The sequence below is a fragment of the Shewanella sp. MBTL60-007 genome (genome assembly GCF_019654915.1).
In the GTDB taxonomy this organism is placed as follows: Bacteria; Pseudomonadota; Gammaproteobacteria; order Enterobacterales; family Shewanellaceae; genus Shewanella.
The window spans coordinates 48,018-65,693 of record NZ_BPET01000006.1; the positions used below are offsets into that span (position 1 = coordinate 48,018).

At 45.0% G+C, this 17,676-nt stretch carries 8 protein-coding genes; all 8 read right to left on the reverse strand.

The window, feature by feature from the left end:
- Positions 1 to 35 precede the first annotated feature (35 nt).
- Positions 36 to 2,378 carry a hypothetical protein gene (locus tag K5Q92_RS03240; RefSeq protein ID WP_259649472.1) on the reverse strand — a complete coding sequence of 781 codons (2,343 nt, stop codon included), beginning with the start codon at positions 2,376 to 2,378 and terminating at the stop codon, positions 36 to 38.
- Positions 2,379 to 3,116: 738 nt separating this feature from the next.
- Positions 3,117 to 3,908 carry a thioredoxin domain-containing protein gene (locus tag K5Q92_RS03245; protein ID WP_220767616.1) on the reverse strand — a complete coding sequence of 264 codons (792 nt, stop codon included), beginning with the start codon at positions 3,906 to 3,908 and terminating at the stop codon, positions 3,117 to 3,119.
- Positions 3,909 to 3,950: 42 nt separating this feature from the next.
- Positions 3,951 to 5,321 (reverse strand): sigma-54 dependent transcriptional regulator, encoded by a 1,371-nt coding sequence (locus K5Q92_RS03250; RefSeq protein ID WP_220767617.1) that lies wholly within the window; start codon positions 5,319 to 5,321, stop codon positions 3,951 to 3,953.
- A gap of 227 nt (positions 5,322 to 5,548) precedes the next feature.
- Entirely contained in the window at positions 5,549 to 7,795 is a 2,247-nt protein-coding gene (locus K5Q92_RS03255) for a hypothetical protein (RefSeq protein WP_220767618.1), read from the reverse strand.
- A gap of 448 nt (positions 7,796 to 8,243) precedes the next feature.
- Positions 8,244 to 11,318, reverse strand: coding sequence for an efflux RND transporter permease subunit (locus K5Q92_RS03260; RefSeq protein WP_220767619.1), 3,075 nt, complete (start codon positions 11,316 to 11,318; stop codon positions 8,244 to 8,246).
- Positions 11,315 to 14,590, reverse strand: coding sequence for an efflux RND transporter permease subunit (locus K5Q92_RS03265; protein ID WP_220767620.1), 3,276 nt, complete (start codon positions 14,588 to 14,590; stop codon positions 11,315 to 11,317). The genes K5Q92_RS03260 and K5Q92_RS03265 overlap by 4 nt, the downstream gene beginning before the upstream one ends.
- 15 nt (positions 14,591 to 14,605) lie before the next feature.
- The gene (locus K5Q92_RS03270; protein ID WP_220767621.1) at positions 14,606 to 15,667 is read right to left on the reverse strand and encodes an efflux RND transporter periplasmic adaptor subunit; all 1,062 of its coding nucleotides are present in this window, start codon (positions 15,665 to 15,667) and stop codon (positions 14,606 to 14,608) included.
- 508 nt (positions 15,668 to 16,175) lie between these two features.
- Entirely contained in the window at positions 16,176 to 17,465 is a 1,290-nt protein-coding gene (locus tag K5Q92_RS03275; protein WP_220767622.1) for a citrate synthase, read from the reverse strand.
- Positions 17,466 to 17,676 lie beyond the last annotated feature (211 nt).

Below are 17,676 nucleotides of genomic sequence, written 5' to 3' on the forward strand. Positions count from 1 at the left end.
AAATATAAGTACTGTCTATGGCTGAGTTCAGTTATTTACTCAACAGTTTTAACTTCAACAGTCACGCCATTGACAATCTGTGAACCTTCATCATCTTCAACTATAGCGACGATACCGTCGACCCCAGCAGATAGGAAGGTGATTGGGTCAGTATTTTCAACACCAGGCTTGAGCTCAATCGTAAAGGCACAAGTATAGTGCTCACTGCCCGAACCGCTATACCCAAGTACCGAGCCGATTGCACAAGGTGAGTATGCAACTCCAGCGTGCTCTCCACTTGCTACATTGAGGATAGTAAACTCTGGGTGGACATTATTATGGGCAACTGTTACACCCTTAACTGTGAGTTCTGTTAAGGTCACATCCTCGACACCGGCATTAGTCAGCTCTAACACGACTAGCATGCTAGTTGCGAATGCCATATCTGTATCTGGAGCTTGCGGTGTAAAGGTCACAAGTGCATTATCAGATGCATCGACATCTTGACCGTCTTCATCTACACCTCTGATGGTAGCCGTGTTTTCGTGAGTATCGCCCGCATTACCCTGTAGCCCTTTGGTAATATCACAACTTGCGTACTCTCCAGGCATTAATACAAAGCCATTAAGTGCTGTAGGAGTGATAGGGTTACCATTTTTACTGTCTACCATACACTCACTGGTTAAGATACCAAACGGAACATCGGTGAGACTAGAGAATGTTACGTCATCGACACCAGATGAATTGACACTAAATTCAAAGTTATAACTAACATTGCTATAGTTGTTCGGATCGTCACCAGTTTCTAGCACCTCTGTTGGCGTTGCAGTTTTAATGAGCGTGATTGACGATGGTACATCACGGATATCGACCATTGCCGAATCATTACCTGTGGCCTGATCATGTTCATCATCGATAGCTGTGGCGGATACAGTATTGGAATGTATATCGCCGGCATCACCGCCAATAAACTTGGTGAACTTACAGGTATAAGTGCCACCTAAGGCAATCGTTTTGGAGATTGCAGAACACTCATTAGCAAGAAGATCGCCAAAGTCGGTATCATTTAACACAGTTAACGTGAGTGGTGAATCCCAGAATGCGGAGTCATTGTCAACCGTAACGGTAAACTCGACATTTGCACCAGGTTCTAACACTTCCGTTGGATTAGCCGTCTTAGTTACGGTAATTGCTGGTGGTAGATTAGTGATCTGTACTCTGATCTCATTACTACAGTGATCGCCTGCAATGCTGCTAGGAATTGCAGTACAGCTATCACCGTTAGTAACGGCATCGCCGTTCTTATCGATCAGCGCAAGTTTAACGAGGTCGTCATAGAGTTCAGGACTTTGATCATTAGGCAGATCTCTGTCAACAATATGAACCGTGAAGGCACAACTGTATGTGGCACTAGGTAAGATTTCACCGCCGTTAGCTGGCATTGAACAGTTAGTCGCTGTTAGATACACACCATCAACGTTTGGGTTGACTGCAACTGGTGCGCCCCAAAGATCAATTGATTGATCAAAACCACCCTCTGCGCCGATATCAATTTCATCGCTTAGAGAGGTGATAAATAGTGAGGTTTGAGCATTAGGGTTAGTAAAACTTACTGTATAGCTAAATGTTCCACCTGGCTCGCTGCGGGTTGAGACGCTCGTGAGTGTTTTAGTTACAACGGGCGGAGTCGGTTTAATAAAGACATCAATATTAAAGGTGTCACAGTTACATTTTGATTTGGTATTAGGGATCTGACCGGCGTAAGGGTCTTCTTCATAGGTACAATTATCTCTATCTTGGTTATCCCAAGCCGCACAGTAGGTGAAGTCTGCCTGATTATTACCATCTGCATCGGCACATAACATGGTGATAGGCTCATTGGTGAGCACATATTCATCAGGGCCTAACGCCTTGGTAATATCGCCACATTGGTCACCGTCTAGCTGTATATCGGCTGCCTGACCGCTGTCACCTGGGATGGGTAAGATCATGCTACAGTTACGAAGACCTGGACCTTGCACAACCTGTGGGCTTTGCTCGGTTAAAGGTAGATAGAAAGTCGTATCCCAACGTTCGTTTGCATTAGTCCGTACCGTTACATCGGCGTTAAAGGTAAACACTTCACCTAAGTTACATTCGGCGTTAGGGTCGGTTGGGGTGACTCTAGTGATCTCAACGTCGTTCGCGGTACAGTTTAATGCGTCCTGTGCCAGCCTATTACCGTCTTTCATCAGATAGGCATCGGCCATACAGAATTTAGCCGGGTCTTCGCCCATGCCAAGCCAGTCATAGGCTGCGGCATTTGCGGTTGACAGGCTCGTCACACCATAGAGGGTCGTTGAGCTTATAAGCGCAATACCCAGCGCGCCGATAAGTCGTTTGCATTTAAATCGTTTCATAATATTTACCATCTTAATAAGTGAATATGGATAAAACGTGCTTAGTTTTTGTCAATTTTTACCAATAAAATCTTTACTTTCTGTGTATTAAAATTTGACGTGGCCCCATGGTCACGCCACTGTCGGCAGTTTGCCGATAAGGCTGATTACCTGACTGAAAAGAGCGCTAGCAATTAACTTCAGTGAGGGCGAATTCAAGCTTATGCCAAGAGAGTAAGCAAACCCCAAGCCATAGATGTATGTGGCTGAATATTAAGAGTAATCTTTATTTTTTAGCACCTAGTCTGGAATGAGATGTTTCAGAGGTGAAACAGAGAGATTTTGAGAGGTTATCTAACTACATGTTTGTTATAGGGTTATTTTTTGAGAGTGTTCAAGTTGATGCTGTAACGCTTGTTACACTTGGCGCAGTTCTCTTCTGAACCCTAGCCTTAGTGTCTGAGAATCAGTATGTTTACCAATGAAAAAGCAGAGCTAAATAGGGCTTAGTACTTCATTCCTTATAAGTCGGTAATTTACGTAGTTTACATAGGGAAGCTGGTAAGTAGAGGGGGAGCCAAGATAAGCGCGAAAAGGTATGTGTATAAAGCTCTTGCTTAATTAGAGCTGCTATTACTAATAAGGAGCGGTTACCTGTAAAAACCTAATACCAATAATGGGCTGAGGCCCAATATTGGTATTATTAGTTTTAAGCTGGAACTGTAGAGTGGTGCGATATATTTATGAATTTATGACTTGCTAGTTATTTTGTTGGGAATTAGCTAGCAGTTCATCGAGTAATAGTGCGAAAGTTTGATAACTCTGAGCACCGACAACCAGCTTGGGTGAGAGTAATTCCCCATTTTCTACTAAGCCAATGACGAAGCTTGGTGTTCCGCGGATCCCTAAAGAGGAGCCGTAGGCCACATCCTGCTGTATTTTGTTTGCTACTTTTTCATCGCTTAAGCAGGCGTCAAATTTAGTCATATCTAATGAGAGATTGCTGGCGGTTTGTTGGTAGAGTTCATCATCGAGTTGCTTCATGTTCTTGAACAGAGAGTCGCGCATCGGCCAGTATGCATTCTGTTGTTGACTGCAGTTTGCAGCAATAGCGGCGCCCTTTGCCTTCGGGTGAAAGTTCAGAGGAAAATCGCGGGCTAGATATTGGACCTTGCCAGTATCGATATAATTGGATTTTAGCTTAGTGAAAGTTTGATCAATAAAACGTTTACAGTAAGGGCACTGGTAGTCAGAAAACTCGATAATTGCCAACTGAGCTGTGGCGTCCCCAAGTGAAGGCAATTTACCATCTTCATTAAAGTTTGGCTGTGTTGGTAAGGTTTTGTATTGTGGCTTTTGCGAGCGCATAGCAATGGTATGAATGTCTTTGACTTGGCTTCCTACCGTACTCACCTCTTTTTTCAGTTGGGTTATCTCTTGTTTGAGTGATGCCATTTCCTGTTTTAATTCTGCGTTATCCTGAGGCTGACAGCCTGTAAGTAGCAAGGGAGTCAGTAATAACGCAATCGGTAATCGTTTATATCTTAACATCGTGGGGTCCTCGGCTAATCAAATGGACTCGAGAAGCCATCTCTAGAGTTTAATCTTGCATTTCTTAATTAAACGGTAAAAGGTGGTTCTTGATATCTTAAGCTCACGCGCCGCTGCAGAGATATTGTGGTTATTACGCTTTATAGCATCAAGTAGCAGTTCGGTATCAATCACCACTCTATGCTGAGCCAAATCAACAACATCGTTTTCATCGGGCTTTAAATTAGTGATTTTAATTCCTAAATCTGCTGCGCTTAATTGATTACTGTTTGCCATGATAATGGCTCTATGTATACGGTTCTTAAGCTCTCTCACGTTACCGGGCCATTCATAACTGAGCATGGTATCGAGCGCCTTTGGGGCAAGGGTGAATTTGTGATGCTCTGGAGCGAACAGCTCAAGGTACTCATTCGCGAGCAGTGGAATGTCCTCTTTATGCTCTCTAAGGCTCGGTGCGTGCAGGCGTAGTATATTGATACGATAATAGAGATCTTCTCTAAATCTTCCCTCCTCAACAGCGGTTTCAAGATTAACATGGGAAGCAAAGATGATTCGGCAATCAATGGCAATATTTCTGTTGCCACCGAGACGCTCGATGATATGCTCTTCGAGAAACTGTAACAGGTTCACTTGAGACTCTAATGTCAGGTCGCCTATCTCATCTAAAAATAACGTGCCTTTATTGGCTCTCTCTATATGCCCTATGTATTGTTTGTCTGCACCGGTAAAGGCGCCTTTTTCGTGACCAAATAACTCTGAATGGATCAAGCTTTGAGGTAAGGCTCCACAGTTGATGGTGATGAAAGGACCTTTTTGGCGAGCCGATTGACAATGAATAAGATGAGCGCATAGGCCTTTGCCTGTACCCGTTTCACCGCTGATCAATACAGCCTCGTCTGATACTGCAACCTTAGTAATGTTATCTCTTAATTTATTGATCAAATGAGAGTCACCCAAAAGCGGAGTCTTCTGACCCTGATGACGGCATGCCCCTTGCTCTTTCTGCTTCAAAATTGCCATACCGTACGCATGACCCAATGTTTGGTTAAGATGATTCCAATCTATAGGAAGATGATGATAGTCGGTAAAATAGTAGGGGAGACTAGAAGTGAGTTTTGTGTCTACCGCATCGATATCGATTAACACGGCGATCCAGATAATATTTTGCTGGCGCTGGTTTATCTCATTAATGCTGCTGAGTACCCGTTGCTGATTATTTTTAGATAATACTGCAATGGCAACATGAAAATTGTAATCTCGTACAGCTTTTTTTGCGCTTGTAAGGGTTGTGGCGAGGATGCTGTGCCAATGATACGTTTTGAGCTCTTGTTCATAGCCCAAAAACTCACCTGTGAGGTCAAGTACGAGGAGCTCTCTACAAGCAATGGGCTTTTTATTTTGGAATTTGTTCACGGTTCTCCCTTAGAGAAACTCTGTGTCAGTGCCCTCAATGGCGAACTCTTGTTGTATAAATTTTAGGTAGGATTTGGCGGAACGCAAGCCGATAGAGAGCTAAAAGTGCCACGTTATTGACATGTGGCAGTATTTTGTCACTTTTGGCGTCTGGTCAGAATTGAATCTTAACTTATCTGACTCGGACTGAGGCATGAATAAAGCTCATCCCTGAGCTATAGGTGGTACTAGTATGGACTTGGGAGTGCAGGGCATTGACTAGGATCGCTTGGTACGTACTTAACACCGTTACCATCGGCAACTTTCATGTTGTTAAAGGTATCTAGCAAGGTCTTGTAGTGATTTTGCGCCGCGGCATCTGTACCTTGCCATGCGCTAATTGCAGCTGAAACGATATCAGCGGTAGACATAGTGCCGCCGCCTGGCATCATCAAGACAGCATCACCACCTAGGCGATACTCAATATTGAATAGAAAAGCCAGTAGTTGCTGTGCGAGCTGCTCTCTTGGATCGCCGCCGCCATTGCTATCAATTAGGAAGTGAGACACCTCGGCCTTGACTGTACCCGCACCAGCACCATCTATAATGCCGTCAGTGATCATGTCATTTTTATAAGCCGGTTCGACTGGTGTGCCATCGGTGAGCATGCCATCAAACGGCTCATCACCTTTACCAAAATAGCTTGTTTCACTGTAATAGGGATCTAACGTATTGATATAACCTGTGACAAAGGCTGTCTCCATTTCGCCTAAGCCATTCTTGTTATGCCAATAACCTTTAGTACCGAAACTCGCTTCATTAAAACAGATATTGGTAAATACCACATCACCTAGTGGGGTGCTGTTATTGTCTAGATAAGCGTTACCCATAATAGGTGGTAATCGACCGTCTGGACCGCTGGCCTCAGATCGCACGTCAAACTCAATGGTGATACTTGATGTCGCCATCCAGCCTTGCGCGGTGGCTTCTTCTACCTGATAGTAGTCAGAAGGGTACTGAGTTAGCGGTGCATCCCCATAACCATTAGGTAATAATACGCTAAAGGTCATCTCACCGTTGACATCTGTCATTCGGTTTGCGTAGCCGTTTTCTAGGATTGGATCTGCGGTGAGTCCAAAACGTGCAACCACTTCGGCATACACATCGGCATTAACCGTACTGCTGATTGTATCCGGGATTGGACCACCATTAGATTCCAGCAAGCTTGGGGCATATTTTAGTCGAACCGGCCAGTTGGCTAGCCCAACTTCATTGCCATCTTGGATACCGTTATTGTTAGTATCAAAGATTTTCTTCACCTTGATATTGGCGAAACCAACTTGGCTTAAGGTGATAGTGATTTGCGGGTCGCTATCCACTAGAGGCTCGACACCTAAGGCTGTAGGAACAAAGTCTGAGAACTCATTACTGGTATGTGGCGCTAGGCCGTCATCAAATAGGTCAGGACAAGGCATCTCCATCACGAAGCGCTGAATAAAATCATTTGGATCATCGCCATCCCAAAGGCTAGGATCCTCTGGTCCGGTATTTAATGAGCTAAATGCTTGGTAGTCATGGACATAACCTGAGGTAGTGAAATATTGACTATTAAGGTTCTTATCTTGATGTTCGGTCCACCTGAAGTGGTCTAAAGACCAAAGATCATTGAGCTGTCCTAAGGCTTCTTTAAGTAAGATAGTGGTTGGGTCGCCCGTTGACTCATCATTGGTGTTATCGTCATTACGAACATTTAGGCCATCTTCAATACCGTATTGCCATTGCCAGATAAACTTCTCGCCTAGGTCTAAACGACAATTTAAGTTAGCATCGTGGTAGTTACGTAGCGCAATAATACCGTACTGAGGTTTTTTCTCTTTTACCTTAAAGTTATCGGTTTTGGAGTAGCGTGGGATAAAGCCATGAAAGCCTTCATTTACTGCGCCATAGTTATCAACGGGGGTCATCCATGCCTTATAGACGCCACCTTTGTTAGGGGTATCAGCATAAGGGTAGAGCTGAATGACCATGGCGTAAAGAGGGGCGCCACCGTGATCCATATCGGGGTTGAATGCGTGCACCGTTATGGTTTTATTACCATTGGTTGGGAACTCAGTACAAGAGACCTCTTTTCCCTTACTCTGGTAGGTTCGCCCTTCGCCTAGGTATTCGGTGATGACACCATTGGTGATTTTTACCTCACGGCAGATAACAGGGTCTTGAGAGAGGAGCTTTTTACCGCTGGGGTCGGTGACTTGGAAATAGTAATTACCGTCAGGAAGTGCTGCAGCAGAGGCGGGCGCATTCATCCGAGGTCCACCATCAAGATAGACTTCGAGCTTACTGCCATACCTCACATTCTCATTGACTATGCCGCCATCTTCTGTGGTGGTGAAAATGGCGCCCGATAATGCATTAGCAGCCATCGGAAGCCCCACCGCGATTAAAGCAGCGAGCATAGGTAAAAGTGAGAATCGAGGTTTATTGCGAGTTTTCATAATAGATACCTCATTCATCGCATTGTTTGTACTGATTTAATACATATATAGTGCCAACAATTTATTTCTTATAATTCAGTTGGTTACTCTTTTATCGGTTGCGAGGTGTGTAACAGTTATCGGCGATATGGCTTTATATTGAGTTTTTTCAGAGGCTTATCTTGTCTCAAAAGTGATACACTTTTTAGAGAGTAAAATACTTGCAACGAATAGCAGGTGTAGCCGTGCAGTTTTGCGGATAAAAAGCGGAAAATAAATGGAAAGAGCCAAGGTGAGAGTAGACCTTGGCTATAAATTGTAATGTGTTAGAGCATCGCCAGTTCAAGTTTAAAAAGTCTTGAGCAGGCTCTCATAGAGTACAGCGTATTCATCACAGCCATGAGTTGCCCCTTGATAGTTAAGAGCTAGCCCGAGCTAACGGGCATGAACTCACTTACGGCAATCACCATTAGCTCATCCAAGGTAATAGCCTCCTTGAAAACCTGTCGGCTTGCCCAAGGCGAATCGCGCTGTTGTGGCGTATTCTATAAAGGGCTTGATAACACAAGGGCACCAAATATAGGCTAGTGACGGTTGAGAAGGTGAGGCCGCCGATAATCGCAATCGCCATCGGCGAGTATGATGGACCGCCACCGCCGAGCTGCGTATCTCCCATAGCTAAGGGGACTAAGCCTAGTACTGTTGTTCCTACTGTCATAAGCACTGGGCGTAATCGAGTGAAACACACGGCACTAATGGTTTCAGATAGTTTATCTAGCTCAGGTGAAAGCTGATTGATTTGATCCACCAATACGATACCGTTATTCACCACTATCCCCATCAAGATCAAAATGCCTATCATCGCCATTATTGACATGGGAGTACCAGTAAATAGCAGTGCCCAAAATACGCCGGTAATAGAGAATAGAATCGAGGTGATAATCGCCGTGGGCAGTAGCAGTGACTCAAACAGTGCGGCCATGACGATGTAGATCATCGCAATAGCCAATATCATATTGGTCGCCATTACGGCTTCATCTTCATCTTGCTTTTGAAAGCCGCCTCTTAGCGAGTAACCGTAACCTGCGGGGAAGTTAACGTTATCCATCACTTGAGTGATTTTCTCCTGTGCTTCCTCTGTGGTTAGCTCATCTAAGTTGGCTCCAATCGATAGTGCTGTCTGTCTATCGTAATGGCGAATGGTGTCAAACCTAGGTAAAATTTCGACCTTGGCTAAACTGTCTAAGGTGTAGACTCGATTGTCGATTCGGATCACTGGCAGTTGTTTTAGTTTCTCGAGTGATAAGCGCCATTGCTGCTCAAACGCCATTTCGATCCGCAGCTCACCACTAGGATCATGACGAAATGAGCGTAGAGGTGTGCCTCTTAGCGCCATGGAGATGCTAGAGGCGACTTCACTGAGTTTTAAATCCAGTCTTGCAGCCATTTGGCGGTCGATGCGGATAACTACCTCTTGCTGGGCACCATTTAACTCTGAGCGCACATCGGTGAGGCCATCGATATTACTGAGCAGTGGGATGACTTGCTCACTAAGGTGAATTAACTCTGTGGTCGAGCGACCTGTGAGGGAGACGCGAACGCCATTATTCTCACCACCCCAGCCAAATTGCGGCTTGGCGATGGCAAATTTTGGAAAACCTTCCCGTATGGTTTTCTTCAGCGCCTTCATATCGACTTCGGTGTCCTCTTTTAAGATCAGAGTCGATTGACCTCTGTCGGCCGAGAAGTAACTGTATACCGAGTCTATCTGGAACTTATCTTTATTGGCATAGAGATAAGTTTCCATCTTAGTGATCATCGCTTCAGTGACGTCTAAGCTGTGACGGCCTTCCACCTGATAGTTGATGTATAGACGATTATTGCCTTCACCATCAGATTGGTCTTGTTTGACCATGCTTAATGGTAGGGCGGTGGAAGCTAAGAGTGCAATAGCTAATACACCTGAAACTCGTGGATGAGCCAAGATCCAATTTAGGCTTGTTTGGTAGCGAGTTTGTAGTGAACTTTCTTTCGTTCGCTTACTTAACGAGAATGTCATCTTACTAAGCATTAACGGTAGTAATGTTTTTGCGACTAACAATGAAGCGGCGAGCGAGATACAGATAGCAATCGCCACATGCTCCAAGAAAATTGTTAGCTCAACTTTTACGCCGAATATGTTAGGTAAAAATACAATCGCCGTCGTCATGGTACCTGCAAGCACGGCAAGTGAGACTTTATCGACGCCTCGCAGTATGGCCGTGTTGTCACTTTGGCTTACAGTCTCGAGATGGTTTAGGCCATCGACTTTCGCTTGCTTCTCTTGAAGTACGCTTTCGGTGACCACCACTGCGTTGTCGATCAGCATGCCCACAGCAAGTAATAATCCCATCATTGACAAAATATTGAGGCTATAACCTAAAAAGTACATTGCAGCTAATGTCATACAGATAGCAATCGGCACCGATGACACGATAACTAAGGTCATCTTAAGGTCGCGAAGGAACAGATATAGAACAATGAAAGAAAGCAAAGCACCAATCAGACCCGCGGCGAGCAAGTCGCGCAAGGAAGAGGTCACCCCATAGGCCTGATCTTCCATTACAAACAGTTTAATACCTTCAAACTGAGAGTCCTGCTTAGCTTCTTCGATAACCTTCATCACCCGTTCGGATACATCGACCAAATTGGCGCCCGACTCCTTAAACACATCTAAACCAACGGCATAATTTTGATCTAAGTGACGACCATCTAAGCGCTCAGGTAGTGAGAAGGTGATATTGGCGATATCGCCTAAGGTGATCCCTGGCGCTAATACTAACGCAGCAATGTCATCTAAATTTCTAAACTCCCCCTTGGGCGATACTTGATAGACACGAGAGTCGGTTTTTAACACACCAGCGTTAATGACAAAGTTCTCTTGCTGTAAACGGCGGTTAAGTGCTTGAACCGAAATGTTGCTCGATGCCAGTTTGTCGGCATTGATACGAATTTCAATCTGCTTCTGCTCGACACCATAAAGGGTGACTTGCGATACTCCTTCTACACGTTCTAGTGGTTTTTTAAGCTGCTTATCGAGTAGATCGAAAGCACTGGATAGCTCGCGATCGCTAGAGATACGTAAATTAAGCACTGGCATATCGGCAGTACTGAACTGCCTGATAAACACTCGCTCCACATCTTTAGGCAATAAGTGACGCACCGCATCGACTTTCTCTCTGGCCTCTAAGCTCTTAGTGGCAACATTCTCTCCCCACTTCATTCTTAGTTCAATTTCAGCGCCATTTTGTGAGGAGCTTGAGCGTAGCTCCTCAATGCCGCCCATGGTGGCTAACGACTCCTCTAGTACATTGGTGATATCACGCTCCACCTCTGAAGGGGTGGAGCCTTTATAGGGGACCTCAACAATCACCTGAGGAATATCGATGCCAGGGAACATCTCTAGCGGTAATAATCGACTAGAGGCGAGCCCAAACAGCAGTATTGCCACAAAAAACATCGTTGTTGTTACCGGCCTTGTAATGGCTAAGCGGGTGATATTCATGCTTCGCCTCCTTCAAGACTTATGTCTGACTCTTCTCTATCAAACTCCTTTCTATCAAAGAGGGCATAAAGCACTGGGATCACAACTAAAGTCAGCAGCGTTGATAACGATAAACCGAAAATCACCGTAATCGCCATCGGCGCTCTCACTTCGCTACCATCACCAAGGCCTAGTGCCATAGGAGATAGGCCAAGTGCGGTAGTCATGGTGGTCATGATGATCGGGCGCAGACGCGATTTAGCCGCGTTAGAGATTGCAGTAAGCTTATCTTCGCCACTTTGACGCAGTTGGTTAATTCTGTCGACCAGTACGATGGCGTTGTTGACCACGATTCCCGCCAGCATAATAAGGCCAATAAACACCACGACACTTAGGTGGGTCTGGGTAATATACAGGCCTAAAATACTGCCGCCGACCGCCATAGGGACAGCGATTAAGATCAGTAGCGGATGCAGTAAGGACTCAAACTGACTCGCCATGACTAAGTACACGAGAAATACCGCAAGTACCAGTGCTATTTGCAATGACTTGAATGAGTGCTCCATCTCTTCATTTTGACCACCAAAGCGAGCTTGAATTGAGGTTGGCAGTGTTTGATTCGCCAAGATCTCACGAGCGGTGAGTACGGCGTCATTTAAATCACCATAGGCTAAGTTTGCAGACACTATGGCCACACGTTGCTGGCTAATGCGGTTAATGGCAGATGGACCAAGCTTTAAACTCACATCAGCAACGGCGCTTAGTGATATCGGATGACTACTATTGGGATTGATGATCATCGAGTCGATATCACTAATTTGGTTACGTTCATCGAGCTCACTGCGTACCAAGATATCAATTTTACGATCTCGCACCGTGTACTGACTGGCAATTGTGCCGCCAATACGCTGAGCAATGCGATTCGCCACCGTTGGTGCGTCCATACCCAGTGCTGCTAATCGCTCATGATCAAAGCGGATACTCAGTTCTGGCTGACCGTCACGTAGACTGGTATTGATATCGGCAAAGCGGTCTGAATCAGACAGGGCTTCGACTAAGTTGTCGGCAGTTAGTTTAAGCTGACCTAAATCATAACCGACTAGCTCAATCTCCAGCGGCGTTTTAAAGCTAAATAGCTCAGGATGCTGAACCTTGGCTTCAAGTTCTGGAATGCGCATTGCTGTGGTACGTAGCTTATCGGCTACGGCATCGAAAGCGCTGTGATCGCTAAGCACCACTTGTAAGCGTCCCCAGTTCTCACCCCCTCGTGAAGTATCAGAGGTCATTAAACCGCCGCTACCCGCCTGACTATAGGCGTGTTTGACATCATCCCTTTCTTTAATCGACAGTGCGAGGGTTCGCAGGACTCTATCGGTTTGTGTGACTTCGGTTCCTGGCGGCAATAGTACCTCAACATAGAACTCACCTTGGTTCATTGGCGGAATCAGCTCCATGCCAAGGCGTGGTATTAAAAGGGCCGCTCCAGCGGTCACCATAATCGCAATCGATAATGTCAGTACTCTAAACTTAAGCGCCGCAGAAAGCAGCTTGTGATAGAAGCGCTCTAACTTGTGATAAGCCCAATTAAAGGCGCCGCTAATTGGGCGCATCACAAGCCCCATTAACCAAGACAGGCTGCGACTAATAATCAGCACTAAGGTCAATAGTGCGCTTGGTAGGTAGTTAAATAGCAGCACAAAGGGGAACGAGAACACGGTGGCACTGTAATGCTTGAGTTTAGCCATCTTGGTCTCAGGTTTCGGTTTTGCTGTCTTTTCCAATAAGGGGGGCAGTGCCTTAAAGCCTTCACGAGAGGCAAGCATAGGGATGGTTGTTAACGCCACTAGCAATGAGGCGAGCAGGGCGAAGGTCACCGTTAATGCTTGATCTGAAAACAATGCACCGGCAACGCCATCAACAAACACGAGAGGTACAAATACGGCAAGCGTGGTGAGGGTTGAGGCGAAGATAGCGCCTGCGACCTCTTTTGTGCCGGTCACGGCGGCATCTAATCGGCTCATACCAAGGGATTTACAGCGGTCGATATTTTCAAGCACCACGATGGCGTTATCCACTAAGAGCCCGACAGCGAGCGCTATGCCTCCTAGCGACATGATGTTAAGGCTGATATCAGCAAAATACATCATGTTAAAGGTGGCAATGACCGAGAACGGAATTGAGATTGAGATAATCAGGGTTGGTACAATATCCCTAAGAAACAGATAGATGACGAGCATAGATAGCAGACTACCTATCAGGGCTGCAGTGGTCACCTCATTGACGGCACTTTCGATAAACTCTGACTGATCATAGATGACTTTCAGCTCAGCCTTGGCGTTATGCTTATTGAGCTTATTAAGCTCTGCTGTGACTTTTTGAGCCACGGAAACCGTATTGGCATCACCTTCTTTGTAGATCGCCAGCTCAATGGACTCTTTATCACCAATACGAGTGATGTCATTGCGTTCCTTATAGGCATCGACAATTTGCGCCACTTCAAATAGGCGTACTAAGGTCTGCTCATCACGGTAGATCACGATCTGGCCAAGCTCGTCCAAAGAATTGAACTGATTTAGGGTGCGGACTAAGTACTCTTTGTCGCCTTGGATCACTTTACCTGCAGATAGGTTGATATTTTCTTCGGCAATACGGTTACGAATAAGATCGGCGCTTAAATTAAGTTGTGTCAGCTTTTGTTGGTTAAGCTGAATATGCACCTCTTGTTGTAGACCTCCGGAAAGTCTTACTGCGGCAACGCCTGTAAGAGACTCAAGTTGGCGCTTAAGCTCCTCCTCGGCATAGGTTCGCATCTGTTTTAGCTCAGTCTCGCTCATACCATCGGTTGCACCTGCGGTGGTTTCAGGTACCGATAGCGCTAAACGAACGATAGGATCGAGATTAGGATTAAATCGCAATAATAATGGCTTTTTTACATCGAGCGGCAACTCTATGGTGTCGAGCTTTTCGCGCACATCTAAGCTCGCCATATCCATGTCGGTGCCCCATTCAAATTCCAGCACCACATCAGACATGCCAGAGCGAGAAATTGAGCTGATTTTCCTAAGCCCCTTTACAATACCTGCCGCTTCTTCGATTGGCTTCGAGACCAATTGTTCGACTTCTACTGGCGCTGCACCCACATATTGAGTACGAATGGTGATGGTAGGGTAACTCAAGTCGGGTAATAGCTTGACTGCAAGGCGTGAGAAACCCACCATGCCGAAAAGGATCACCGCAAACATAAACATCCATACAGTTACCGGTCGATTAACCGCCGTTTTTATAATAGACATAACGTATTCCTTTGCTTATTTAGCTGACGCTAGGTCTACGGAGTTGATCACTTCAACTAAGGATTTATCTTTGAGGTTTTGTTGACCGCGGATCACAATTTGTTCGCCAGGTTCGATCCCTGCAATGACTTCTACAGTATCGGCTTCTCGATAACCGAGGGAGACAGCGCGGCGGTTGGCGTTCTCACCATCGATAACATAGAGCGCAAATTCGTTATCTTGGTTTATTATTGCGTTGTAAGGTACGGTAATTACATTGTTATGGGTGTCGTACCTGAGCTCGACACGGGTAAACATGCCCGCTTTTAGAGTCGCATCTTGGTTTGGCACAGAAAGCGTCACTTTAAAGGTACCGCTTTGCGCATCAACAATCGGACTTATCCGCAATACAGTCGCGTGGGTCGTTTGCTGCGTATGCTTGTTAGCAAAAATTTCGGCGTCTTGACCAAGGCGAAGGTGCTGAAGTTGTTGCTCCGGTAAATGCACTATGCCGTAGAGTTCGTCTTGATTGATTACGTAAAATAGCTCGTCAAACTCTTTCGCCATATTGCCAGATTTGACGAAGCGGGTTGCGATAACACCATCGATAGGCGAGCGGATCATGCTCTCTTGGACATAAAGTGCGGCTAGATCGCGTTTAGCCATGGCGGCCTGTAGGTTATATTCCAATTTCGCCATCGAATCGGCGCTGAAGAATTCTTTATTGCTTATTTTTTTTAGACGATTTAATTCCTGCTCGATAATCTCAACTTCGGCTTGAGAGCGGTCTAACTCAAATTTCTGTCTTTTAGAGTCGATAACCGCCAACAACTGCCCCTTCTTGACTCTGTCACCTTCTTCGACTTCAAGTGCTTGAATAAGCCCTGCAACTCGGGTGACAACTTTTGCTTCTTGAGGTGCTTCCAGTGTTGCTGTGGTGCTATAGAAAGAGGAAACATCGCCTTGGATCACAGTGGCTGTTTCTACAGGCACTGCGTACTTCTCCTCCTCTTTAGTTTGTTCTTGTTCGCCACAGGCTGTTAATAGAGTTGCTAGCAGCAGAGGTAGAATGATTGTTTTTTTAGTTAACGCTTCCATGTAGGCCGACCTTTATTCGATTTTCCGATAGGCTGATAAAGCATTATGTGTGCCAATATTTATATCCTTTAAATTCAGTTGGTTAGAATATCGCTTGATAGTGAGGTGGTATTTACCACGAACAATGTAGCGAAAAGTTACAGATGTTAGTTTTTTTAACAAGTGTGGTAGGGAGCACTATTATGACTTTCATCGTCATCTGAATTGGGGGCTGTTTAGGCTTGTTTTGCTAAACTGCTATTAAACGAAAAGCAATACTGATGCCGCCGTGACTCCCACTATCGGTAGTTTTGCGTAACTATTACGTACATAATTGGATTAGCGAGTGTTCGTTTTACACGGAAATCTATTATTGAACTCTATATTTAGCAAATTTCATGATGAATTTAATTTGAGGTTTATTGGCTTTTTGGGGCATAAAAAAAGCACTCAATGAGTGCTTTTTAATAATGAACGTGAGCTTAGATCTAAGTGACGAGTTTAGATTAACTCCGTTTTAGTTATCCCATTAATCGCGTTTATCTTTATCGATAAAATCACGCTTAGGAACACCAGTATAAAGCTGGCGAGGACGGCTGATCTTGTGACCAGGCTGATCCAACATCTCTTTCCAGTGGGCAATCCAGCCGACAGTACGCGCAAGGGCGAACAATACAGTGAACATGCTTGTTGGAATACCGATAGCCTTCATGATGATCCCAGAGTAGAAATCAACATTTGGATAAAGCTTCTTAGAGACGAAATACTCATCTTCTAGTGCAATACGCTCAAGCTCCATCGCCACATCGAGTAGTGGATCATTCACTTTAAGTTCAGCTAGTACTTCATGACAGGTTTCACGCATCACTTTTGCGCGAGGGTCGAAGTTTTTGTAAACACGATGACCGAAGCCCATTAGACGGAATGGATCTTCTTTATCTTTAGCGCGCTCGATAAACTCTGGAATGCGATCGACAGTGCCAATCTCTTCAAGCATATTCAAGCATGCTTCGTTAGCACCGCCGTGAGCGGGGCCCCATAGCGATGCAATACCAGCAGCGATACATGCAAATGGATTCGCACCTGAAGAGCCTGCAAGGCGTACCGTTGAAGTAGAGGCATTTTGCTCGTGATCAGCGTGTAGGATAAAGATACGATCCATCGCGCGTTCTACGATTGGGTTAACCTTGTACTCTTCACATGGCACACCAAACATCATGCTTAGGAAGTTACCGGCATAGCTTAAGTCGTTACGCGGATAAACAAACGGTTGACCGATTGAATACTTGTAACACATAGCTGCGATTGTTGGCATTTTTGATACTAAGCGGTATGCAGCAATTTCACGATGACGCTCATCATTCACATCCAAAGAGTCTTGGTAGAAAGCAGAAAGGGCACCGGTTACACCACATAGCATCGCCATTGGGTGAGCATCACGTCTAAAGCCTCTAAAGAAGCTAGCAAGTTGCTCATTTACCATGGTGTGTGTCTTAACTGTGTATACGAATTTTTCGTATTCAGCTTTATTTGGAAGCTCACCGTAAAGTAATAAATAACATAAATCTAAATAGTTAGACTCTTCTGCTAGCTGATCGATTGGGTAACCGCGGTGCAACAGCACGCCTTTCTCTCCATCGATATAAGTAATTGCAGATTCACATGATCCGGTCGCTAGAAATCCTGGATCGAAAGTAAAGTAACCTTTGCTACCTAGTTTACTGATGTCGATTACATCAAACCCTGCCGTACCTTCTTTAATAGGCAGTTCGATTGAATCATTCCCTGGTAGTTCTAATGTGGCTATATTATCAGCCATACCCCATTCTCCTTACTTCATTCTTATTGAGTGCGGCTTATCAAACATGATTACTTTACAGTGAATCTAGATCACATTTCAATTTAAATAAGCGTTTAAATTTGTTAGACCATGGTCTTAAATGCCCTTAAGCACTTGTCGCATCAGAGGCTTGGCAGATTTTTTTACCAAAAAAACTAAATTTGCATAATGTGATGTTTGTATTTGACAT